This window comes from Planktothrix prolifica NIVA-CYA 540, from assembly GCF_963864145.1.
Taxonomy (GTDB): Bacteria; Cyanobacteriota; Cyanobacteriia; order Cyanobacteriales; family Microcoleaceae; genus Planktothrix; species Planktothrix agardhii.
The window spans coordinates 1349957-1371372 of sequence record NZ_CAWLTW010000001.1 but is presented as its reverse complement, the minus strand read 5'-3'; the positions used below and the strand labels follow the sequence as shown (position 1 = coordinate 1371372).

Annotated in this window: 24 protein-coding genes; 12 read left to right on the top strand and 12 right to left on the bottom strand. The window is 40.2% G+C overall.

Translation table 11 applies throughout. From position 1 onward, the window contains the following. Nucleotides 1-49: 49 nt before the first annotated feature. Both AC559H_RS06285 and AC559H_RS06280 read left to right on the top strand, forming a co-directional pair. A complete protein-coding gene (locus AC559H_RS06285; protein ID WP_148292072.1) occupies nucleotides 50-955 on the top strand; it encodes a DUF6602 domain-containing protein in 906 nt (301 codons plus the stop codon). 188 nt (nucleotides 956-1143) lie between these two features. Continuing rightward, nucleotides 1144-1386: a type II toxin-antitoxin system Phd/YefM family antitoxin gene (locus AC559H_RS06280; RefSeq protein WP_026794043.1), complete on the top strand. Its 243-nt coding sequence runs from the start codon at nucleotides 1144-1146 to the stop codon at nucleotides 1384-1386. 207 nt (nucleotides 1387-1593) lie between these two features. Here AC559H_RS06280 and AC559H_RS06275 read toward each other — a convergent pair whose 3' ends face one another. The 4 genes from AC559H_RS06275 to trpS all read right to left on the bottom strand — a co-directional run bounded on the left by AC559H_RS06275 (nucleotide 1594) and on the right by trpS (nucleotide 4172). Further along, nucleotides 1594-1863: a type II toxin-antitoxin system RelE family toxin gene (locus AC559H_RS06275; protein WP_026794042.1), complete on the bottom strand. Its 270-nt coding sequence runs from the start codon at nucleotides 1861-1863 to the stop codon at nucleotides 1594-1596. Next, nucleotides 1853-2041 (bottom strand): hypothetical protein, encoded by a 189-nt coding sequence (locus AC559H_RS06270; protein WP_026786630.1) that lies wholly within the window; start codon nucleotides 2039-2041, stop codon nucleotides 1853-1855. The genes AC559H_RS06275 and AC559H_RS06270 overlap by 11 nt, the downstream gene beginning before the upstream one ends. Before the next feature lie 115 nt (nucleotides 2042-2156). After that, a complete protein-coding gene (locus AC559H_RS06265) occupies nucleotides 2157-3047 on the bottom strand; it encodes a methylenetetrahydrofolate reductase (protein ID WP_026794041.1) in 891 nt (296 codons plus the stop codon). A 117-nt stretch (nucleotides 3048-3164) separates the two neighbouring features. After that, complete coding sequence (gene trpS, locus AC559H_RS06260) at nucleotides 3165-4172, bottom strand: tryptophan--tRNA ligase (RefSeq protein ID WP_026794040.1); 1008 nt, start codon at nucleotides 4170-4172, stop codon at nucleotides 3165-3167. 3 nt (nucleotides 4173-4175) lie between these two features. Here trpS and AC559H_RS06255 point away from each other — a divergent pair, with 3 nt between their 5' ends. From AC559H_RS06255 to AC559H_RS06235, 5 genes are all read left to right on the top strand, one after another. Further along, nucleotides 4176-5069, top strand: a complete 894-nt coding sequence (locus AC559H_RS06255) for an ion transporter (protein WP_148292200.1) — start codon at nucleotides 4176-4178, stop codon at nucleotides 5067-5069. A 64-nt stretch (nucleotides 5070-5133) separates the two neighbouring features. Beyond that, nucleotides 5134-5364, top strand: a complete 231-nt coding sequence (locus AC559H_RS06250) for a hypothetical protein (protein ID WP_026786634.1) — start codon at nucleotides 5134-5136, stop codon at nucleotides 5362-5364. Continuing rightward, a complete protein-coding gene (bioF, locus tag AC559H_RS06245) occupies nucleotides 5354-6565 on the top strand; it encodes an 8-amino-7-oxononanoate synthase (RefSeq protein ID WP_026794038.1) in 1212 nt (403 codons plus the stop codon). The genes AC559H_RS06250 and bioF overlap by 11 nt, the downstream gene beginning before the upstream one ends. Before the next feature lie 168 nt (nucleotides 6566-6733). Continuing rightward, complete coding sequence (locus AC559H_RS06240) at nucleotides 6734-7990, top strand: S-layer homology domain-containing protein (RefSeq protein WP_036833077.1); 1257 nt, start codon at nucleotides 6734-6736, stop codon at nucleotides 7988-7990. A 15-nt stretch (nucleotides 7991-8005) separates the two neighbouring features. Next, a complete protein-coding gene (locus AC559H_RS06235) occupies nucleotides 8006-8521 on the top strand; it encodes a DUF29 family protein (protein WP_026786636.1) in 516 nt (171 codons plus the stop codon). Between the two features lie 406 nt (nucleotides 8522-8927). Here the strand turns inward: AC559H_RS06235 and uvrB are convergent, their stop codons facing one another. Beyond that, on the bottom strand, nucleotides 8928-10925 hold the full coding sequence (uvrB, locus tag AC559H_RS06230) for an excinuclease ABC subunit UvrB (protein ID WP_026794036.1): 1998 nt from the start codon (nucleotides 10923-10925) through the stop codon (nucleotides 8928-8930). 114 nt (nucleotides 10926-11039) lie between these two features. Here uvrB and AC559H_RS06225 point away from each other — a divergent pair, with 114 nt between their 5' ends. The 4 genes from AC559H_RS06225 to hypB all read left to right on the top strand — a co-directional run bounded on the left by AC559H_RS06225 (nucleotide 11040) and on the right by hypB (nucleotide 13367). Beyond that, a complete protein-coding gene (locus AC559H_RS06225; protein ID WP_026786638.1) occupies nucleotides 11040-11510 on the top strand; it encodes a DUF4079 domain-containing protein in 471 nt (156 codons plus the stop codon). A 215-nt stretch (nucleotides 11511-11725) separates the two neighbouring features. Further along, entirely contained in the window at nucleotides 11726-12157 is a 432-nt protein-coding gene (locus tag AC559H_RS06220; protein ID WP_087882167.1) for a hydrogenase maturation protease, read from the top strand. A gap of 80 nt (nucleotides 12158-12237) precedes the next feature. After that, on the top strand, nucleotides 12238-12579 hold the full coding sequence (gene hypA, locus AC559H_RS06215; RefSeq protein WP_026786640.1) for a hydrogenase maturation nickel metallochaperone HypA: 342 nt from the start codon (nucleotides 12238-12240) through the stop codon (nucleotides 12577-12579). Nucleotides 12580-12581: 2 nt separating this feature from the next. Beyond that, nucleotides 12582-13367 carry a hydrogenase nickel incorporation protein HypB gene (gene hypB / locus AC559H_RS06210; protein WP_026786641.1) on the top strand — a complete coding sequence of 262 codons (786 nt, stop codon included), beginning with the start codon at nucleotides 12582-12584 and terminating at the stop codon, nucleotides 13365-13367. A gap of 70 nt (nucleotides 13368-13437) precedes the next feature. Here the strand turns inward: hypB and AC559H_RS06205 are convergent, their stop codons facing one another. Continuing rightward, on the bottom strand, nucleotides 13438-13929 hold the full coding sequence (locus tag AC559H_RS06205) for a hypothetical protein (RefSeq protein WP_026794035.1): 492 nt from the start codon (nucleotides 13927-13929) through the stop codon (nucleotides 13438-13440). Nucleotides 13930-14244: 315 nt separating this feature from the next. On the opposite strand from AC559H_RS06205, the gene recR reads away from it, so the two are divergent. Continuing rightward, the gene (recR, locus tag AC559H_RS06200; RefSeq protein ID WP_026786643.1) at nucleotides 14245-14856 is read left to right on the top strand and encodes a recombination mediator RecR; all 612 of its coding nucleotides are present in this window, start codon (nucleotides 14245-14247) and stop codon (nucleotides 14854-14856) included. 54 nt (nucleotides 14857-14910) lie between these two features. On the opposite strand, the gene AC559H_RS06195 is transcribed toward recR, so the two are convergent. The 6 genes from AC559H_RS06195 to AC559H_RS06170 all read right to left on the bottom strand — a co-directional run bounded on the left by AC559H_RS06195 (nucleotide 14911) and on the right by AC559H_RS06170 (nucleotide 21266). After that, complete coding sequence (locus tag AC559H_RS06195; protein ID WP_026794034.1) at nucleotides 14911-15738, bottom strand: hypothetical protein; 828 nt, start codon at nucleotides 15736-15738, stop codon at nucleotides 14911-14913. A gap of 349 nt (nucleotides 15739-16087) precedes the next feature. Next, nucleotides 16088-17875, bottom strand: coding sequence for a M61 family metallopeptidase (locus tag AC559H_RS06190; RefSeq protein ID WP_026794033.1), 1788 nt, complete (start codon nucleotides 17873-17875; stop codon nucleotides 16088-16090). Nucleotides 17876-17979: 104 nt separating this feature from the next. Then, nucleotides 17980-18660 carry a Crp/Fnr family transcriptional regulator gene (locus AC559H_RS06185; RefSeq protein WP_026786646.1) on the bottom strand — a complete coding sequence of 227 codons (681 nt, stop codon included), beginning with the start codon at nucleotides 18658-18660 and terminating at the stop codon, nucleotides 17980-17982. 153 nt (nucleotides 18661-18813) lie between these two features. After that, on the bottom strand, nucleotides 18814-19167 hold the full coding sequence (locus AC559H_RS06180; RefSeq protein ID WP_026786647.1) for a DUF1257 domain-containing protein: 354 nt from the start codon (nucleotides 19165-19167) through the stop codon (nucleotides 18814-18816). Between the two features lie 154 nt (nucleotides 19168-19321). Beyond that, a complete protein-coding gene (gene ycf46 / locus AC559H_RS06175; protein ID WP_026794032.1) occupies nucleotides 19322-20842 on the bottom strand; it encodes a stress-responsive protein Ycf46 in 1521 nt (506 codons plus the stop codon). Between the two features lie 73 nt (nucleotides 20843-20915). Next, nucleotides 20916-21266, bottom strand: coding sequence for a slr0373 family blue light stress response protein (locus AC559H_RS06170; protein WP_026794031.1), 351 nt, complete (start codon nucleotides 21264-21266; stop codon nucleotides 20916-20918). Between the last annotated feature and the right edge of the window lie 150 nt (nucleotides 21267-21416).

The following is a 21416-nucleotide window of genomic DNA, read 5'->3' as shown; positions in this document are numbered from 1 at the left end:
TGTTGCACAACGAGTGGTTGCACAAGCTTTAGCAAAGCAAGGGGAATGTATGTCAAACTTTGATCCAGCACAGTTCGTTAATCGCATTGGGCGACGGCTTGTAATGGAGTTCGCGGATGCAAGCGAGGCTGGTACGCCTGGACTGATTGGTAGCGCGCGCGAACATCCGGCACGTGTGCAACTCGTGAAATTATTACCGGCTTATGTATCTATTGGAACCGGTTTGCTGATCGATAGCTATGGTGGGCAGAGCAAACAACAAGATATTGTTATGTTTGAGCGTGACTTTTGCCCTGTCTACTCAATTAATGACGCTCCGGATGCCACCTATTTTCCAATTGAGGGCGTTATTGCAAACGGTGAAGTGAAGAGTTCAGTTAATAAAAAGCTTTTATTCGAGGCATTAGATAATATTAGGTCAGCTAAGTCGCTTCGCAGGTATGCTCACAAGACTAACGAAGGACTTGGACTTCTTGCCCCCTTTAGAAATTTCGGGATGGGGGTTCCCTTCGCCGCCACACCTAGCGATGAATTTAATCAAGATATCAACTTTAGGGATCAGATTTATAGCTTTATTCTTTGTAACTCATTTACTAATAGTCCAGATGCGGTTTTGGACAATCTCGTGGAATATCAACGCCATCACGGACACGAATGTATGCCTAATATTATAATATCTCTGAACGACGGATTTATTCAGGGTATGCAGTCGAACCAAAGCACCCTACAGTTCTCATTGCTCACCTCTAATAGTTTCTCATTTGTACCAGCTTCGGATCGGTGCTTTGCGTACTTAGTCAATCAGCTACAGCAATATGTTCGCCAAGCTCGCACTGTCCCGCTTCAAGCACTTGACCGTTATATGACATCTCTCAATGGCGAACTTCCTGAGTACCGAGCGCGTAGTTTTGAAATTCGGCAGCAGTCTGATCTCGCGTCATCAAGCATCACCTAACAACCCTGGTGCAGCAGATTGACTAAAGCTGTCTGTAAAGTTGCAAAGATAACAGCAACCGCTAACCAGGAACGTTATCTCCCATCCTAAACTACACTAACTCAATGGAGTTGCAAGTTCATCCTTGAGAAAATCAATAAAGCATCTTAACTTGGCAGGTAAAAATCTGCCTCTTGAATCTAAATTTAATGTTGAACGTCACTGTTGATGAAATACAACGCGATCCCTTGAAATATCTGCGCCAAGTAGAGGCAGGTGAAACTATTGTCATTGTTAGATCTGATCAGGCGATCGCTGAGATTAGACCTATTGCCAGTAGTAAGCATAAGCAGTTACGACCATTTGGTTTGTGTGCAGGGGAGTTTACCGTTCCAAATGATTTCGATGCTCCTTTACCAGAAGATCTGCTCAGTGCATTCGAGGGTAAATGAAGATTCTGCTAGACACGCACATCTTTTTATGGTTCATCAGTGGCGATACTCAGTTGTCAACGAATCTTCTGAGGATTCTTCTTAACTGTGGCTTTAAAAAATCTTGCTCTGACTCAGACAGAGATTCTGCCATTTCTAAAACTTGATTAAAATTGGCTTTTTGCATAATAGGTTAATTGATTGTATTTTGACTTAGAGTTCCTCTAACTAACTACGATAAGCATCCCGCCGATGCCTCACCCGCATGATAAGCACTATCCTATCCTCATCATCAATAATATAAACAACCCGATAATCACCGATCCGAATCCGATAGGAATTATCGCCCCCTTTCAACTTCACTACCCCTTCTGGTCGAGGTTCTAAACTTAAACAATCAATAGCTTCACTAATGCGTAATTGAAGATCGATATCTAGCCCCCGCAGTTCCTTAGCCGCCGACTTCTTAAAGCGGATAGTATAACCCTCATTTTCCATTAGCTTCAGCCTCGATTTCTTGCTTTAGCTCCTCCCAAGACACCTCCTCCTCATCCTGACGAGTATGAGCTACCAACAAATCATAGAAATCTTCCCACAACTCACCCCACTCTGATAAATCAATTAATACCGCCTGCTTTTCCCCCGCATCATTCACAACAAATTGAATCCCTTTCATCGTTTTTTTCCTTAGTAATGGGGATAACTGCTATTTTAACTAAACAAAGCTGACTCGATGTTTATGAAACCCAAAACAATCAAGTTGTTAGATGTGGTAGCTCTCACCTTAGATATTAAAACAAAGGTTTTATTCCTGCTAAATCCAAAATCTTAGGAATTAAATCTTCCCGTTTAACCGCCATAATATGCACCCCATGACAGAGTTCACGGGCAATTTTAACCTGTTCCGATGCAATTAAAATACCTTCTTCTAGGGGGTGTTTAGCCTGTTCTAAACGATCAATAATTGAATCGGGAATACAAACCCCAGGAACATATTTATTAATAAATCGAGCATTTTTGGCGGATTTTAATAGAAATATTCCGGCTAAAATGGGCTTTTTACTACTATCAGCAATTTCGGTCATGAATTTATCTAACCGATCAAAATCCGTAATTAATTGACTTTGAAAAAACTGCGCCCCCGCTTCTATTTTACGTTCAAATCGGCTTTTTAACCCTGACCAACTGGAAGATTGGGGATCAACCGCCGCCCCAGGAAATAAATCCGTCGCCCCATCGGGTAAGGTTTTATTATTCCAATCTTTGCCTTGATTCAGTTTATCAATTGCTTGTAATAACCGCACAGATTCTAAATCAAAAACCGCCTTAGCATCGGGATGATCTCCGGCTTTGACGGGATCACCGGTTAGGGCTAAAACATTTCTAATTCCTAACGCTTGGGCTCCTAATAAATCCGCTTGTAAACCAATCCGATTGCGATCGCGACAAGCCAATTGATAAATCGGTTCTACCCCATGATGGATCAAAATAATCGAAGCGGCCAGGGAACTCATTCCTAAAACAGCCCGACTCCCATCCGTAATATTAACCGCATGAACTCGACCTTTGAGGAGTCTGACCATTTCAATCATGTGGCTAGGGTCTGCGCCTTTGGGGGGGGCGACTTCCGCCGTCACAATAAATTCATCTAAAGTTTGACAAGCAGTACGGAAACGATTCATTCTTAAAGTTTAAGGTTGTTTTTCAAAGGTTAATGTTTAGAATTTGTAGCCTTAATAAAAGTTCCTGAATTGGATAGTAAAATCAGGATGATCAATTAGAATTGATCGGAATTAAACTTATAAAGGCAGGGAATATCCCATGGCTTGCTTAACCTGAGTTAAGGTTTGGTTGGCTACCGCTTCGGCTTTTTCTCGACCGTTTTTTAACACCGATTCTAAATAGCCTCTATCATCCATCACCGCTTTATATTTTGCTTGGATGGGTTTCAGACTTTCAATCAGAGTTTCTGTGAATAAAGGTTTAAATTGACCCCATCCCATATCCTCAGCTTCTGCTGCGACTTCTGCTTTAGTTTTACCCGCTAAAATTCCATAAAGCATTAATAGATTATGACATTCTGGACGGTCTGGATCATCAAAGGTTAAACCGCGAACTGCATCGGTTTTACAGCGTTTAATTTTTTTAGTAATCGTATCAGGATCATCTAATAAATTAATCCGACTTAATTCGGAGGGATCGGATTTTGACATTTTGCGAGTACCATCGGTGAGACTCATTACCCGCGCACCTTCAGGACGAATTAAGGGGTCAGGTAATTTTAATAGGGTTTTTCCTTTTCCAAATAAATGATTAAACCTGACTGCTAAATCTCTGGTTAATTCCAGATGTTGTTTTTGATCTTCTCCCACGGGGACTTTATCCGCATTATAGAGTAAAATATCCGCCGCCATTAATACGGGATAATCGAGTAAACCCACACTCACATTTTCCCCCTGTTTAATTGCTTTTTCCTTAAACTGAATCATGTCTTCTAACCAATTCATTGGGGTAATACAATTCAGCAGCCAGGTGAGTTCAGTATGGGCGGAAATATGGGACTGGACGAATATTGTAGAATAGTCTAAATCAATGCCACAGGCTAAATAAAGAGCCGCAATGGTGTAGGTATCGGTTGCTAAGGTAGCAGGATTATGGGGGACGGTAATGGCGTGTAAATCAACGACACAGAAGAAGTTATCGTATTGCGCTTGATGGTCTACCCAGTTGCGAATTGCACCCAGGTAGTTCCCCAAATGTAGGTTTCCGGTCGGTTGTACTCCAGATAGAACTCGTTGTTTACCCATAAGATGATATTAACTGAACTTAATACTCTATCTTGGCACGAATGGGATAATATGGTTGAAAAATTGAAGCGTCGTGTGTTTCTGCTTTTACAGACGAAGGAACACCCACACCCGTTAGGCCGATTTTTTAAATATTTTTTGATATTTTTAATTACTTTAAATACTCTGGTGGTTTGCATTGAATCGATAGATGAAATGTTTAAAATTTATAAAACGATTTTAAACGCATTTAATCAGTTTTCTTTGGGAGTTTTTACCTTAGAATATCTATTAAGGGTCTGGTCATGTACGATCCTTAAAAAATATAGTCATCCCTTTTGGGGAAGGCTAAAATATATGTTAACTCCCCTAGCAATTATTGATTTAATTGCTTTTTTACCATTCTATTTTCCTTTTGATCCTGGCAATTTTCAAGAGATGAAACTCTTGCAATTGACTCGCTTTTTACAAATTTTAAAATTAGGTCGTTATTCCCAGGTCACTCAAATTTTAAATCAAGTAATTTACCTGCGAAAAAAGGAATTAGTCTTAACATTAAACGTGGTATTTTTTTTGTTGATATTTTCAGGAAATTTAATTTATTTTGCCGAACATGAAGCACAACCGGATAAATTTCCCCATATTCCGGCGTCAATGTGGTGGGCGGTAATTACCTTAACAACGGTGGGTTATGGAGATGTTTATCCTATTACTCCCCTGGGAAGATTATTAGGGGGTATTTTAGCGTTATTAGGAATTGGACTTATTGCCTTACCTGCGGGGATTATTGCATCGGGTTTTACTGAAGTTATTGCTCGGAATAAACAAGCTAATCAAACCCTTTATCCTAAAATTTGTCCCCATTGTGGTAAAAATATTGATCAACCTCTGGAAGATTCCACGGATCTTGATCATTAATTGATTTTGCGGTTATGATTGAAAAGGTTTAATCTAATTTTGCTAAAATAAAGGAGGTTTAATCATGGGACTAGAACGTAAACTATTTAGAGGAATGTTTGAACAAACAGAAATGGTCGAATTGAGACAAATATGTTTTACTCCCAGTCGCATTTTTGAACCCGGACATTATATTGCTGGAGAGTTACCCGATATTGCTTTTGATCTGGGTTTAGTAGATAAATTACCCCCAGTTCGTGGCAAAAGTGCCGAAATTAGTCAACCCTATCCTGATGATATTCAACATGATCAATGATGCTTATGCTTGGATTGAAAAAGCACTCCATACGATTCATAAAGCGGACTGGTATCGTTCGGTTCAAACCATTGAAAGCCTACCGGGATCGACTTTGATCATAGAAGGTAAATCCTTAATTAATTTTGCCAGTAATGATTATTTGGGATTGACCGGAGATCAACGGTTAATTGATGCAGCGATCGCAGCTACCCAACAATTCGGTACCGGAGTAACAGGTTCTCGATTATTAACTGGACATCGCCAACTCCATCGAGATTTGGAATTAGCGATCGCTGCTTTTAAACAAACTGAAGATGCTTTGGTTTTTAGTTCCGGTTATTTAGCTAATATTGGCACAATTGCGGCTTTAGTCGGACAACGGGATTTGATTTTATCCGATGAATATAATCATTCTAGCCTTAAAAATGGGGCGAAAATGAGTGGGGCGACGGTGTTAGAATATCAACACAATCACCCAGAACATTTGAGAAAACTATTAGAAGAACATCGTCTTCCCCACCGCAAAGCACTGATTATTACCGATAGTGTATTTAGCATGGATGGGGATTTATGTCCCCTACATGATTTACTCGATTTAGGGGAAGAATTTTCCTGTATGGTATTAGTAGATGAAGCCCATGGTACAGGAGTTTTTGGTAAAAATGGCGCCGGATGTGTAGACCATTTTAACTGTACGGGAGAGCCTTTAATTCAGATGGGAACTCTTAGTAAAGCCCTGGGAAGTTTGGGGGGTTATGTAGCAGGTTCGGCGGAATTAATTGACTTTTTAAGAAATCGCGCTTCTAGTTGGATTTATACGACTGGTTTAAGTCCTGCGGATACTGCCGCCGCCTTAGCAGCGATTAATATTGTCCAAACCGAACCCCAACGCCGGGAACAGTTATGGCAAAATGTGAAAACCTTAGAAACCCTATTTCAAGATCAGAAAAAAACATCTAACTTACAGATTTCCCACTCCCTTTCACCGATTTTTTGTATTCCGATTAAAGATGCAGCCACGGTATTAACCCTAAAACATCAACTCAAAGAACAAGGAATTTTTGCCGCCGCTATTCGTCCCCCAACTGTCAATACCAGTCGGATTCGGATTTCCTTAATGGCAACTCACACCCCCATGCAGTTGCAAACATTGGTTCAAGTTTTAACCGATATAATTTTTGAAGGAAACACCAAGGCACAAAGACACCAAGAGGTATAATAAAGGAATATTAAACCTTAATTATGTTTGTCAGGTCGAATTACTTTTTATTACCCCCATTCCCCATCAATGATTTAAGAGAATTACGCACATTAACACAAATTAAAATCCGTGAAATCCGTGAAATCCTCTTAAATCCGTGATCCCCATTACCCATTTTCTATATCAATGAAAAACATTCTTCTATTTACAGGTTTAACAGTTAGTTTAATTGCCACTCTATCATCCTGTGCGAATAGTCCCACGGGGGAAGCTATCGGAAATTCTCTAAAAGCTGATTCTCAGTTAGAAACCAATTCCCCCTCGCCTGAACCAATAATAACACCCACTCAAACCCCTGACCCCATACTTCCTGCGGTTGAACTTCCGGCTGATTTTCCCTCAGAAATTCCGCCCTATCCTAATGCCAGTTTACGAGAGGTTATGCCTTCAACCACCGATAAAACGGCTGTCATTACCCTCTGGGAAACGGGTGATCCGAGTAATGCTGTTCAGAGTTTCTATAAAAAAGAATTAGAAACAAAAAGCTGGAAAATTATCAATAATTCAGATAATGAAAATAGCGATAATCTGAATGCTCAGAAAGATAATTTAAAAGTTACTATTGCTCAACAATCTAATCCTAAACCAGACGGAAAAACCTATTTTCAAATTCGTTATCAACCCATTCCGGTTGCTGCGGTAATATCTCCATCTCCTACGCCTAAACCTACCGTAAGTCCTAATCCCGAAACACCAGAAAATAATGCTATTTCTCAGGAGTTAACTTCCTTTATTGCTGATATCGCAAAATTGGGTATTTTTAAAGCCCCCAATTCCCAAGAAACCGGAATTTTACCCGACCCAAATGGTACGATTACTCGCAGTCAATACGCCCGTTGGCTGGTGGAAGTGAATAATAAATTATATGCCGAGAACCCAGCCAAAAAAATTCGGTTAGCCACGGAAAATAATCAACCAATTTTTACAGATGTTCCCAAAACCCATCCTAATTTTGCTGAAATTCAAGGATTAGCAGAAGCCGGGTTAATTTCAAGTCCGTTATCTGGAGATAATACAATAACAAAATTTCGTCCAGATTCTCCTTTAACACGGGAGGATTTAATTGCCTGGAAAGTTCCCTTAGATACTCGACAGTCTTTACCAAAAGCTAATATTGATGCAGTTAAAGAAAGATGGGGTTTTAAAGATACCTCTAAAATTGATCCTGGGGCTTTACCTGCTATTTTAGAAGACTATAATAATGCGGATAATTCTAATATTCGTCGGGTTTTTGGGTATACAACTTTATTCCAACCGAAAAAAACTGTGACTCGCGCACAAGCCGCAGCTACCCTTTGGTATTTTGGATTTCAAGGGGAAGGAATTTCGGCTAATGAAGTATTAAATAACCCTAATCCTAATCCAAATCCAACACCAAATTAAGGGGAGGAAAAGCTGATGATTCAGGAATTAGCAGATTTAAAAGCAAGTCTTTTAGAAGGACGATATCAGGATGCGTTAACCCTTGTTGAACAATTGGATGGCATGAGCAGACAGGCTAAAATTGATGCCATTGAATCACAGTTAGTCAGAATGTTGATTCACTTAGTTAAAAATCAATTAGAACAGCGATTAACAAATTCTTGGGCGGCATCTATTCGCGGAGCTTTAGTTGAAATTAAAAGATTGAATTTGCAAGACAATAGAATATCTACTTATATCAAGCAGAATGAATGGCAATCTTTGATGGAAGATGCTTTAGAATCAGCAATTAGTGATGCTTCCGTAGAGGTTTTCCAGGGAAATTGTACCCCCTTTCAGTTATCGGAAATGGTCGATAGGGAGGCTGTGATTTCAGTGGGTGATAGTTTAATTAATTTAACCTATCGTTTTTCTAAAAAGGAGTTACCAAATATTGTTAACCAGGCGTTAATTCAATTACCAGGGGGAATAGCTTGGGGGACAGGGAATTAGAGAAGATTGCGCTTAAGCGCAACAACGGGGTTTTGATAAGTTTTACTGATGTTTTTTGCAAAAATGTTTTGTTTTTTAAAGGATTGTCAGGGAATCTTGATATTTTATTGAAAATTACTCTCAAATAGTTGACGGAATCATGGGGGTTCTGGTATAGTTAAGGAAATACCTCTCAAGGGTTTACTGTGTCTAAAGCCCAAAACAGAAGCTGGGACTCCGATCCTATCGTCAAATATCTTGATTTCCTGACACAATTAAGGGAAGATGATGCACCAATTTTAGGCTAAAAACCACAAGCTCAAAATAGGTATCTTGACAAAAAGCACATTTTGTGCAACAGACTCCAAAAATGGAGTTTCCCCTTCTCCTTCTTCGTGTCTTAGTGTCTTTGTGGTTTTTTAAAACCCTAATGTCCAAGCAATTTATCGCGTAACTGTTTAATCCGATCTCGCAACTTAGCTGCTTCTTCAAATTCCAACTGTTTCGCCGCCATCTTCATTTGAGTTTCTAATTGGATAATTAAATCGGGAATACTTTCCAAGGGAAACTCCTCAAAGGTTTCTATCTGTTTCGCTGTGGTTTGAGCATTTAACCGCCGGGACACATCCAAAAATTCCAAAATAGAATTACTATATTTTTTAATAATTTGTTGGGGAATAATTCCATGTTTTTGATTGTATTTCCGTTGAATCTCCCGCCGTCGGTTAGTTTCATCAATTGCCTTAATCATACTTTTGGTTAAATTATCCCCGTATAAAATCGCCTGTCCTCGGATATTCCGCGCTGCTCGTCCGATAGTTTGAATTAGTGAGCGATGCGATCGCAAAAACCCCTCCTTATCCGCATCTAAAATAGCCACCAAAGACACCTGGGGTAAATCCAACCCTTCCCGTAATAAATTCACCCCAATTAAGACATCAAACTCTCGATTTTGTAATCCTTGAATAATCTCTATCCTTTGAATAGACTGAATTTCCGAATGCAGATATCTAACCTTAACTCCCCTTTCTTGCAAATATTCGGTTAAATCTTCCGCCATTCTTTTGGTTAAGGTCGTAATCAAAACCCGCTCATCTCTGATAACTCGTTCTTGAATTTCCCCATATAAATCATCCACCTGTCCTGAAGTGGGACGGACAAAAACTTCTGGGTCAATTACTCCCGTCGGACGGATAATTTGTTCCACCACTTGACCTTGAGATTGCTCAATTTCCCAATCTCCCGGCGTCGCGGAAACAAAAATACACTGATTCACCGTTTGCCAAAATTCCTCCGCTTTTAACGGACGATTATCCGCCGCACTAGGTAAACGAAATCCATGATCAATTAAGACTTTTTTCCGCGCTTGATCGCCATTATACATTCCCCGAATTTGAGGCACACTAACATGAGATTCATCCACAACTAATAACCAATCATTGGGAAAATAATTAATTAAACATTCTGGAGGTTCTCCCGCCTGTCTACCAGCCAACTGACGAGAATAGTTTTCCACCCCATTACAATATCCCACCTCCCGCAACATTTCCAAATCATAACGGGTGCGTTGGGATAACCGTTGCGCTTCTAGTAGTTTACTTTGACTTTCTAGTGCTGTTACCTGTTGTTTTAATTCCTGCTCTATGTCATCACAAGCTGTTTCTAAACGGTCTTCTGGAGTAACAAAATGTCGGGCGGGATAAATATTTAAACAGTCTAAACTTTGCAAAACTTCCCCCGTCACCGGGTCTGTATAACGAATTGCTTCAATTTCATCCCCAAAAAATTCTACTCTAATAATTCGATCTTCATAAGCGGGGCCAATTTCTAAAACATCTCCTTTCACCCGAAACCTTCCCCTAGTTAACTCAACATCATTGCGAGTATATTGTACCGATACTAATTCCCGTAATAATTCCCGTTGATCAACTTCTTCTCCCACCTGCAAAGAAATAGCAGCTTTTAAATATTCGGCTGGCATTCCTAACCCGTAAATGCAACTAATGGAAGCGACAACAATCACATCTCGCCGTTCAAATAATGAGCGGGTAGCGGAATGGCGTAGCATATCAATTTCTTCATTAATTGATGAGGTTTTTTCAATATAAGTATCTGTAACAGGAAGATAGGCTTCCGGTTGATAATAGTCGTAATAACTGATAAAATATTCGACAGCATTCTCAGGAAAAAATGACCGAAATTCGTTACATAATTGGGCGGCGAGGGTTTTGTTATGGGCTAAAACTAGGGTCGGACGTCCGATTTTTTCGATTACCGAGGCGATGGTAAAGGTTTTTCCGGTTCCCGTTGCCCCCAATAGGGTGCTGAAGGGTTGCCCGTTTTGAATATTATCGGTAAGTTGGGCGATCGCCTGGGGCTGGTCTCCCTGGGGTTGAAAGGGGGCATGAAGTTTAAAGGGTTTCATTGCCAAACTTGATTAAGGATTCAACTAGAATAGCAGCAGGATATCATAGACGGGCGACTGTTAACTGGTGTATGCTAATTTTTATTAAGTTTTGTGGCTTGCTGAGAGGACATTATGGATTCGCCGATTCTAGTCTCGATTAAACCTTGGCTGAATTTTTTTCATCCGGTGTTGATGTGGATTTTGTTAGGATTATCTATTTATGCGATGTATTTGGGGGTACAAATTCGTCGTACCCGGGAAGCGGACGGAGACACCAAAAAAGAGTTAATTAAGGGAAAATTCAATATTAAACATCACCAAATTGGCTCAGTTTTGCTGGCTTTAATGGTGTTAGGAAGTATTGGTGGCATGGGTGTGACTTATATTAACAACGGGAAACTGTTTGTTGGCCCCCACTTATTGGCGGGACTGGGAATGACCGGAATGATTGCGATTTCTGCTTCCTTAACTCCCTATATGCAAAAAGGAGTTAATTGGGCGAGATATAGTCATATTACCCTGAATACTATCATCCTGGGACTGTTTGCTTGGCAAGCTATTACCGGAGTCGAAATCGTCCAACGAATTATTAGTAAAATGTGATCCCGGAGGGAATAGGAAATAGGCTGTTACTCTCAACAATTGGGTTAAGTCAGGTGTAAGAAATTAAGAATTATCCCATTTAATGAGAGTACAGCTTAACCCGAAAGTAATTGAATAAAATTAAACACTTACTATGATTCAAATAAAGGTTAAAAACTTCTAAATTTAAAGTGATTAATTTTGATTATTTCCCAATACTAACTATAGAAAATAATATGATTTTAATTGTGGGATATGGGAACCCCATTCGAGGGGATGATGGGATTGGTCAAGCGGTAATTACTGAATTGGAACAGTTGAATTTAATGAATGTGCGATCGCTTTCTCTGCATCAACTCACCCCGGAAGTTGCAGCAGAAATGGCTGAAGTGGATACAGTAATTTTTGTCGATGCGAGTTTAGAAGGGAAGACGGTTAATATTACCTCCTTAGAACCTTTACCCTCAGATTTATTTAATTGGGGACATTCTTTAAATCCGCGATCGCTTTTATCCTTAACCCAATTTCTCTATCAAAAGCAACCCCAATCATGGTTAATTGCTATTCCTGGCGAAAATTTTGAACTCTCTGAAAGCCTTTCGCAAAAAGCTCAACAAGGCATCCAAGAGGCTTTAAGAATTATTAAAACTTTTATCAATAAAACCTAAAAATAAGTTATAATTAAAACCAACCGTAGTGAGTCCTTCAGGACTCAAAAAAAACCCTAAAGAGGTTACTACAAATAATTATGCACGAAGTTAGTATTATGGAACAAACCCTAGAGATTGCCTTAAACCATGCTAAACAACAAGGGGCAACTCAAATTCATTGGCTTAAAATGAAAGTAGGGGCTCTATCGGGAGTTATCCCAGAGGCGTTAGAATTTGCCTTTGATGTGGTGGCGAAAGGAACAATGGCAGAAACCGCTATTTTTGAAATCGATTCAATTTCTGTTCGCTGTTATTGTCATAATTGTCAGGTTGAATTTCAGCCGGACGATTATATTTATGAATGTCCCCATTGTCATCAATATAGCCTTGATATTCTTCAGGGAAAAGAGTTAGAATTAACATCTTTAGAGGTTTCTTGATTATGTGTACAAATTGCGGTTGCGCTGTTACCCCTGGAACAATTGAAATCCATAGTCATGATCATCACGACCATCTCCACACCCATGATCATCACCATGATCAACATTCTGATCATGAACATCCCCATCAAACCTTAACAATTCACGAAGCTATTCTCTCTAAAAATGAACGATTAGCAGAACGAAATCGAGGCTTTTTTTGGGGTAAAGGACTATTTGTTTTAAACGTTTTATCCTCCCCTGGTTCGGGAAAAACCGCTTTTATTGAACGGGCTCTAACTGATATTAATTCCTATCTTCCTGGGGCTGTAATTGTTGGAGATTTAGCCACCGATAATGATGCTCAAAGACTCAGACGGTCGGGGGCGCAAGTGGTTCAAATTACCACCGGAAATGTTTGTCATTTGGAAGCGGATATGATCGCTAAAGCCCTTTCTGAAATTAACTTAGATTCAGTCAAATTATTAATTATTGAAAATGTCGGAAATTTAGTCTGTCCGGCGGCCTATGACTTAGGAGAAAATCAACGAATTGCTTTACTTTCCGTCACGGAAGGGGAAGATAAACCCTTGAAATATCCGACATTATTTAAAACTGCTGATGTGGTAATTATTAATAAAATTGATATTGCGGAAGTCGTGGGTTTTGATCGAGAATTAGCCTTAAATAATATTAAAAAAATTGTTCCCCAAGCTCGAATTTTTGAAGTTTCTGCTAAAACAGGTGTTGGGATGAATGAATGGTATCAATTTTTAGAGCAACAGATTTTAGAATTAAAGATTAATTAGCTATTTACACTGGAGAGACAGAGAAACCGAGTTTCTTGAAGAAATCCAGTTTCTCTAGTCAAAGTCCAATTTAAGCCGCTTGTCGTTCTTCCTGATCAAAACCATGTAGAATTGGTTTCGGGCCGAATTTAGAAGTAACTCTGAGTAAACGGGGAATTTCAAAACTATTATAAACCCGAAACTCACTTTTAATAGTAGCTTCTGCGGTTCTAACGGCTTGGTTTAATACCAAAGAACCATCGGAGTCTGATACAGAACGATGGAACGTTCCGGGGGGAATCCTTAAAATGTGACGGTTAGCATCTAATCTAACAATATGATAGGGATTTTTCCAAGTAAAATTAACTAAATAAAAAGTACGTCCCCCACTCACTGCTAACAAATTATCTTCTTGATGGGGATGAAGATAAAATTGCCAATATCCAGTTTCGGTGTTATTCGGGCTAATAGCTGGCCCCTCATGGAATACTAAATCGCGGGCGTTAGAATTGGCAATGGTAATATCAAAAAAACGAACACTGGGAGTATCGCGGAATTTATGAAAGGGGATTAATTCAAACATACAGATTTTATTTAAGTTATTCGTTTTTTTTGTCGGTTGTCCCTAGCTTAGTCACACTTCTTCAAACAATCAAAACCTATTGAGCATAGTTTCTATGCGGAAACCGAATAGATAGGTCGGGAAGGAGAGGGGGAATTTTTAAGGTAAGATGTAGTGAGTCCTTTAGGACTCTCTCAGAAAGCCCTGAAGGGCTTACTACGGTTTGTAGTGAGTCCTTTAGGACTCTCTCAGAAAGCCCTGAAGGGCTTACTACGGTTTGTAGTGAGTCCTTTAGGACTCTCTCAGAAAGCCCTGAAGGGCTTACTACGGTTTGGAATTGGAGGAAGTCCGACGGTTTATACTCGTCCCTTAGCTCGACTCATTGAGCAATTACAGCATTTACCCGGTGTGGGGCCAAAAACTGCCCAACGCCTAGCGCTGCATATTATTAAGCGTCCTGATGAAGATGTGCAAGCCTTAGCCCAGGCGTTATTGGATGCTAAACAGCAAGTCGGTTTTTGTCAGGTTTGTTTCCATCTTTCGGCTGAACCCGTTTGTGATATTTGTCGCAACCCTCAACGCGACCCCGATACAATTTGTGTGGTTTCCGACTCCAGGGATGTCATCGCTTTAGAAAAAACCCGGGAATATAAGGGTAAATATCATGTTTTGGGTGGGGTAATTTCTCCTATGGATGGGGTTGGCCCCGAACAATTAACCATTCAACCCCTAGTGCGTCGGGTGAGTCAACAACAAATTAAAGAAGTGATTATTGCTATTAGTCCCAGTGTTGAGGGGGAAACCACGACTTTATATATCGGTCAACTATTAAGACCTTTTACGAGAGTAACTAGAATTGCCTTTGGTTTACCCATGGGAGGCGAGTTAGAATATGCCGATGAAATTACCTTAGCCCGAGCATTAGAAGGGCGGCGGGAGTTAGATTAAAGAATACCCACCCGCAGAGTTTCTTGATTTAGACTTGGGTTTTACCAAAAAACCTTAATTATTGATCGCGTCAGCTTCTTGTCGAGCTTGTTCTTGATTACGACGATATAATGCAGCCCGATTTTGGGCGGTAGCATAGCGTTCAAAATCGGGAGAAACTGCTTCCATATAATCGGCGGCTTGCTGCCATTTCTGGGCTATTTCTAACCATTCTTGACGGGTATCAGCAAATTTTCCCTCGGCGGCGGCTTCTTCTGCAATTTTTACTCCGCGACTAAATTGTTGGGCTGAAGATAAAATTTCTGGCGGTTGAGGAGAAGATTCTATATCATTTTGTGGCTGAGATTGTAGGGATTCTAATAATTGAAATTGTAAGGCATTATACAGAAGAAATCCCATTAATATTAATACTACAGTAACAGCAATAGCCCAAATTAAATTTTGTTGTATTTGACTAGATTTGGGTTGATTAGATAAGGATTCAATGGCGGAATCTCTTGGATTTGAACCTGGAATTTTATAAAAAATATTAGGTTTTTTAAGAATAATTTCTTCCGACCATAATAGTTGATTTTCAGGATCTTGAGTAATATCCTCTAACCAGAGTAATTGCTTTTCTTGTCGGATACGACTATTAATATGAACTCGACGAATATTATGGGGTGAAATTGATTCTAAAATCCCACGAACTTTACTAACAACTATTGATTTTTCTAAGGATTCAGCATTCTTCGCTTCACACAGCAATTGCAAGATATTATTGATATAAATAGCCCGATTAGTTACCCCTAAATCAGTCATTTCTTGATTAAGAATTTCAATGATAGCTGCAATACGGCCTTTGTGAGCTTGTTTATTGATGTCATTCATAGAATTTGACATTTTTAACTCGATAATCCGGTTTTTTCTTGAAAAATATAAAGGGGATTTAGAAGTTATCCCCTATCTATTGAATCATCTTTTATTTCTGAATAAATTCTCCTAATTTACGAGTAATGGTTTCAATCAGTTGTGCTTTTGACGGGGTGTAATCGAAGGGGGATGCGGAACTTCCATTAACCTAACCTGTGAATATTTCCCCCTAATTATGTCATATAGAAGGAAACAGGGATCACGGATTTAAGAGGATTTCACGGATTTCACGGATTTTAATCTGTGTTAATCTGCGTAATCTTCTTAAATCCGTGATAGGTAATGGGAAAGAAAAGATTTCATCACCTTTGTGTGACGGCTATAAATTGTGGTAGGGACAACCTAACCAACCTTCAAAGTTTCGTTTTTGTTGGGGGGTGGGTTGGGCTACGGAAATAATTTTGTAATGATTAGGACGGGGATAGGTTAAGGTAACTTGACAAGTTCGTAATAAATCTTGATGAAAAAATGTTAATTCTACTATATCCCCAGGTTGGTAATCTTTTAAACGTTCATGGAATTGGTCGGAGGTGACTTTAAAGCCATTTAAGGCTAAAAGTTCATCATTAATATCTAATCCGGCGGTTTCGGCGGGACTATCCGTTTCTACAAATTTGATGATTTCTTTGCCTTTTTCCGATGCAACTTTACAACCCAAATAGGGGGTTTCATCGGTGGTTTCTGCAATTAATTGTAAACCAAAGGGTTCTAAATATTCATTATAGGGAAGTTCGGTAATTCCATACAAATATTGTTGGAAAAAATCGCTTAAAGATGTTTCCGCAACGGACTCTATAATCTGTTCTAATTGTTCGGGAGTAAAGCCAATTTCCGGTTGACCAAATTCTTTCCACATTTGGCGCATTACATCATCCAAAGAACGGGAATTTCCATGTTTACTTCTAATCAATAAATCCAGTAAAAATGAAACTAATTCTCCTTTTAAATAATAGGAAATTTGGTTATTATCACTATGGGATTCTCGCCGATAAAGTTTAATCCAAGTATCCCAACTCGATTCACTTAATGGTTGAACTAACCGCCCGGGAATGGTTTGTAAGCGAGTAATTTCTTTAGAAATAGCATGAAAAAAGCCCTTAACATCAAAAATTCTCGCCCGATAGGGAATTACCATATCGTAATAACTGGTTGTTCCTTCGGAAAACCACAGGGAAGGAGTATAATTTTCCTGTTCATAATCAAACACTTCTAATGCTTTCGGACGAATGCGTTTAACGTTCCATAAATGGAAAAATTCATGGGCGACTAACTGCATAAATCTATTATATTTATCGGGGCTACGGAAGCCAAATCGAGAATAAATTAAAGAGCAAGATTCTTTATGTTCTAAGCCTCCAAAACCATGATTAGAAAGATGTAATAAAAACAAATAGCGTTCGTAGGGGAGTCCGCCAAATAATTCCGATTCTATGGTGATAACTTTTTGGAAATCCGTAATTAACCTTTCAGGATTAAGATTTCCTTCGCCCCAAATAGCTAATTGATGGGATTTTCCCTCGATTTCAAATTCATATAAACGATGGGTTCCAATTTCAAAGGGACTATCAACTAAGGTATCAAAATCAGGAGCATAAAACGTATTAGGTTGATGGGAAACCGGGGGTAAAGTGGTGCTAACTATCCAATTTTTAGGGGGTTCTATGGTGACTTGAATTGATTGTTGTTTATATTCGGGTACATATAAAAATAAAGCCGCCCCATTAAAATAACCATGGGAACTATCTAAATGATTGGTTCTTACACTTAATTCATTCGCAAAAATTCGATAATCAACTGTGATTTCTGTGGCGGAATTAGTTGTAATTCGCCAATGATTTTTACTAATTTTTTGCCAATTTAAAGGGCTTCCATCCTGGTCACGAACAGCAAAATCCTGTAAATGTCGGGAATATTCCCGCACTAAATAGGAGCCCGGAGTCCAAACGGGCATTTTTAAATCTAATACGGAGGATGAAATAATATCTTTTTGAATCCGTAAGGTAACTTCAAATAAATGGGATTCTGGTTTAGGAATGGCTACCCAATACTGTAAGCTAGGAATAATTATAGCTTGATTATAAGCACGGGTTTGAGTTGCTTCAGTCATGATTTTTAAAGATAAAAAAAATTGTTAATAAACAATAATTTTCCCCTCCGTCAAAGAGAAGGGAAAATTAACAACGCTGAATTTTAGCGTTGAATATTTGGGATTTATTGGCTAGAAAGATGGTTTAAATGTTTGAGATTGAGTAAATGAATCATTTGTTTTTCTTCATCAATATTCATCCATCCTTTACTCATAATTTTATCCATAATTTTAGTTGTTTCTTCTAAAGAAATATCCGTAACATCTGCTAAATCTTGGAAAGGAATATTAAAAATATCCGCCCCTTTTTCCGTGGGCTGACCGTAATTTTCAGCTAATTCTACCAAGGTATTGGCGAGTTTAACCGCCGGAGGTCGGTGACGAATTTGATACCGTTGGTTGGTTTGACGCAAACGACGCACCATTAACTGCAACATTCTATGGTGAAGTTGGGGATCTTTAAACAGCGTCTGGATAAAGCGTTGAGCCGAAACACTAATTAACCGCACCGAAGATAGGGCGATCACATCATTGGCCCGGGGAGATTCATCTAAAATCGCCATTTCTCCAAAGAAATCTCCTCGCCCCAAAATGGCTAATGTGACAACTTCATCCCCCGATAACCGTCGGACTTTCACCCATCCAGAAACGACAAAATAAACTGCATTTCCCCAAGCATCCTCCATGACCACCGCCCTATCAGCCGGATATTCATGTTTGACAGCAACGGATAACAGCCATTCTAATGTTTCAGGATTGGCCCCTTTGAATAGTGGAAAAAGCTCGCTAAAAGCTTCAGTTTGCATGAGAATTTGCTACGTTTTTTAATTAGTAGATTACCGATCTACTATGATGAATATTACCAAAATATCTCATAAATTGATCTAGTTGCAAATAGAAAAACGGGTTAACCCCGATAAATTCAGGTTAACCCGCAAGCTTGGGAACGCTTAGACCAACTATTTTTGGACAACCAATTTCACGTTGGCGTTTTGCAGACCGCGCTGTTTAACATCAGCTAAGGTCTTATTAACGGCGTATTTTTGATTAATAGAGTTGATCAGTTCGGTTTGGTTGTGTTTTTTAGCCACACCCCACAGATCAGCAATTAAATCGAAAGTACCATCGCTGTTGCGAGACCAACCGAGGTCATATTCGCCTTCAAGGACTGCAACCAAGTCGGCACGAACCCGTTGGCCATTATAGCCACGAACATCAGCATTAGTTTTAGTGCTAATACCAATATCACTCAGAGAAGCTTTCAGGATTTCGGAATCGGCGATTTTAGTACGCAGTGTGCTAAAGTGAGACATTTCGGTATCCTCCGTGAACTGAAAACGAAACAACAACGGTTTGGTTAGAATCAATGCCGTCTTTATAAGAGGGGACGGCTTTTTTTTGGTTTTGGGAACTGCTAGTCGGTTTTGGGGACTAGCCTTAACTCCTATTTGGACTAGGAGTAAGCCTTTAGAACTCCATGCGCTGATATTCAGCGACGGAGGACGCAGCCGGACGTGCACGCTGTCTTGCCCAATCTCGTAGTGCTGTGACCTGTTCGTTCATGGTCTTGGACAAGGGCATCGTGGACTTAATCGCGGCAATGATATCAAGCTGCGTAAACTCGCGGTCTTGAGCAAAGGCTTCGTACATCGAAGCGATTACGGCCTGCTCAATTTCTGCTCCAGAAAAGCCTTCGGAAACCTTAGACAATTGTTCTATATCGAAGCGTTCGATTTCCGGGCGGCGTTTGGACAGATGAATTTTAAAAATATCTTGGCGTTCTTCTTGGGTTGGTAGATCCACAAAGAAGATTTCATCAAATCTGCCTTTTCTGAGGAACTCCCCAGGTAGGCGTTCGACGCGGTTGGCCGTTGCCATGACAAATACAGGAGAGCTTTTTTCCTGCATCCAGGTCAGGAATGATCCAAAGATCCGGCTTGAGGTTCCACCATCGGAGTCTGCTGATCCGCCACTACCCGCAAAGGATTTATCTAATTCGTCGATAAATAAAATCACGGGGGAGATTGATTCGGCCGTTTTTAAGGCGTTTCTGAGGTTGGCTTCGGAACGACCTACCATAGAACCGTCATAGACCCGACCCATATCTAACCGGAGTAAGGGTAATCCCCATAACCGAGAGGTGGTTTTGGCAATTAGAGACTTTCCGCATCCGGGTATCCCTAAAATTAACATCCCCTTGGGTTGAGGTAGACCGTATTCCCTGGCTCTTTCGGTGAAGGCGTTGGAACGTTGATGTAACCAGCGTTTCAGTTCTTCTAAACCGCCTACGGAATCTATGGTTTCATCGACATCAATGTATTCTAAGATGCCATTGCGTCGAATTAGTTGTTTCTTTTCGGTCAGAACAACATTCACTTCTTCTTCCGTCAGACGTCCGGCGGTGACTTGGGCTTTCCGGTAAACTTTTTCGGCCTCATCCTGGGTTAAGCCTAAAGCTGCTTTGAGCAGTTTTTCTCGTCCTTCGGTGGTTAAACGTCGAGACCGGGCTTGCTCCAGTTGGGAGGTTAAGACTAAATTCAGTTCTTTCATATCGGGTAGAGCGAAGTCCAGAACCACAACTTCTTTCTCTAGCTCGATAGGAATGGATTGGATCGGCGACATTAAGATGATGGTCTTATTTGTGCCTTTGAAACTGGCGATCGCATCCCGCAAACACCGGGTCACTTCAGGGGAATCCTTGAAGGGATGCAAATCCTTAAATATATAGATACTTCCGCTTACGTTAGGCTCTTTGTGCCGAATCGCCCACTCAATCGCCGCTTGTGGAGAGACTGTGTTAGATTGAACCGCCGTTCGGGCCTGATCATATTTGACTAAACCGCGAGTGACTGTCCACACATAAACCTCTCTCTGGCGCTTGGCTTGTGCGATTTTAGCTATAGCCTGCTCAGACCGCTCTTCCTCGGAGGTGACGAGGTAGATCAGAGGATATCGGGCTTCAATTAAGATACTGAGTTCTTCTTGCATAGTCCTCGATCCAATAGAGACGGTTTAACGTTTACAGAATTTGCTAGTCCTAACCTCCGATGAAGCTAGGGATTTAGCAGGGAACCAGTTTTTCCTCTCCTGATTGGGCTGTGCTAGATTCCATCTCTCTTACAGACCCGACTGGTAGTTCGTCATCGGATAGGATGCTGGGTTGCTCTCTCAGGGAGGTCAATTCCCCTTCCTTGAGGATGATGGAACTGGAACAGTCTGGACAGGAGTAAACCCGATGGGCTTGTCCATAGGATGCCTCCACTTCATCGACTAACTCGGAATTGTTCAGGTAAAAAACAATCGCCCGTTCAGCAATGGATGACATCGGCTCTGATTCAACTGCCGCTTTTATTTTTAATTTGCGATGCAGTTCTGGCGGAATATAGAGAGTGACTTTTTGCTTATTTTGCATAAGACTGTGAACTTGTGTACCCGGGTATGTGTCTCAAGATAACGAACCTTTTTCAAGATGTCAAGACGTTATGCCTCTATGACGGCATTTTTGTAATATTTCGTTACATTGTGTGGGTAGGCGGTTGAATAGCGGTTGACTAGCGATCGC

Bases quoted from the DNA above. Each gene is read 5' to 3' on its own strand.
- AC559H_RS06250 (WP_026786634.1), top strand. From the start codon at position 5,134: ATGGGACTAGAACGTAAACTATTTAGAGGAATGTTTGAACAAACAGAA.
- AC559H_RS06195 (WP_026794034.1), bottom strand. From the start codon at position 15,738: ATGTCAAATTCTATGAATGACATCAATAAACAAGCTCACAAAGGCCGT.
- AC559H_RS06240 (WP_036833077.1), top strand. From the start codon at position 6,734: ATGAAAAACATTCTTCTATTTACAGGTTTAACAGTTAGTTTAATTGCC.
- ycf46 (WP_026794032.1), bottom strand. From the start codon at position 20,842: ATGCAAGAAGAACTCAGTATCTTAATTGAAGCCCGATATCCTCTGATC.
- hypB (WP_026786641.1), top strand. From the start codon at position 12,582: ATGTGTACAAATTGCGGTTGCGCTGTTACCCCTGGAACAATTGAAATC.
- AC559H_RS06265 (WP_026794041.1), bottom strand. From the start codon at position 3,047: ATGAATCGTTTCCGTACTGCTTGTCAAACTTTAGATGAATTTATTGTG.
- AC559H_RS06280 (WP_026794043.1), top strand. From the start codon at position 1,144: ATGTTGAACGTCACTGTTGATGAAATACAACGCGATCCCTTGAAATAT.
- AC559H_RS06205 (WP_026794035.1), bottom strand. From the start codon at position 13,929: ATGTTTGAATTAATCCCCTTTCATAAATTCCGCGATACTCCCAGTGTT.
- AC559H_RS06270 (WP_026786630.1), bottom strand. From the start codon at position 2,041: ATGAAAGGGATTCAATTTGTTGTGAATGATGCGGGGGAAAAGCAGGCG.
- hypA (WP_026786640.1), top strand. From the start codon at position 12,238: ATGCACGAAGTTAGTATTATGGAACAAACCCTAGAGATTGCCTTAAAC.
- AC559H_RS06170 (WP_026794031.1), bottom strand. From the start codon at position 21,266: ATGCAAAATAAGCAAAAAGTCACTCTCTATATTCCGCCAGAACTGCAT.
- AC559H_RS06185 (WP_026786646.1), bottom strand. From the start codon at position 18,660: ATGCAAACTGAAGCTTTTAGCGAGCTTTTTCCACTATTCAAAGGGGCC.
- AC559H_RS06190 (WP_026794033.1), bottom strand. From the start codon at position 17,875: ATGACTGAAGCAACTCAAACCCGTGCTTATAATCAAGCTATAATTATT.
- AC559H_RS06180 (WP_026786647.1), bottom strand. From the start codon at position 19,167: ATGTCTCACTTTAGCACACTGCGTACTAAAATCGCCGATTCCGAAATC.
- bioF (WP_026794038.1), top strand. From the start codon at position 5,354: ATGATCAATGATGCTTATGCTTGGATTGAAAAAGCACTCCATACGATT.
- AC559H_RS06235 (WP_026786636.1), top strand. From the start codon at position 8,006: ATGATTCAGGAATTAGCAGATTTAAAAGCAAGTCTTTTAGAAGGACGA.
- uvrB (WP_026794036.1), bottom strand. From the start codon at position 10,925: ATGAAACCCTTTAAACTTCATGCCCCCTTTCAACCCCAGGGAGACCAG.
- AC559H_RS06255 (WP_148292200.1), top strand. From the start codon at position 4,176: ATGATATTAACTGAACTTAATACTCTATCTTGGCACGAATGGGATAAT.
- AC559H_RS06285 (WP_148292072.1), top strand. From the start codon at position 50: ATGTCAAACTTTGATCCAGCACAGTTCGTTAATCGCATTGGGCGACGG.
- AC559H_RS06275 (WP_026794042.1), bottom strand. From the start codon at position 1,863: ATGGAAAATGAGGGTTATACTATCCGCTTTAAGAAGTCGGCGGCTAAG.
- AC559H_RS06225 (WP_026786638.1), top strand. From the start codon at position 11,040: ATGGATTCGCCGATTCTAGTCTCGATTAAACCTTGGCTGAATTTTTTT.
- trpS (WP_026794040.1), bottom strand. From the start codon at position 4,172: ATGGGTAAACAACGAGTTCTATCTGGAGTACAACCGACCGGAAACCTA.
- AC559H_RS06220 (WP_087882167.1), top strand. From the start codon at position 11,726: ATGATTTTAATTGTGGGATATGGGAACCCCATTCGAGGGGATGATGGG.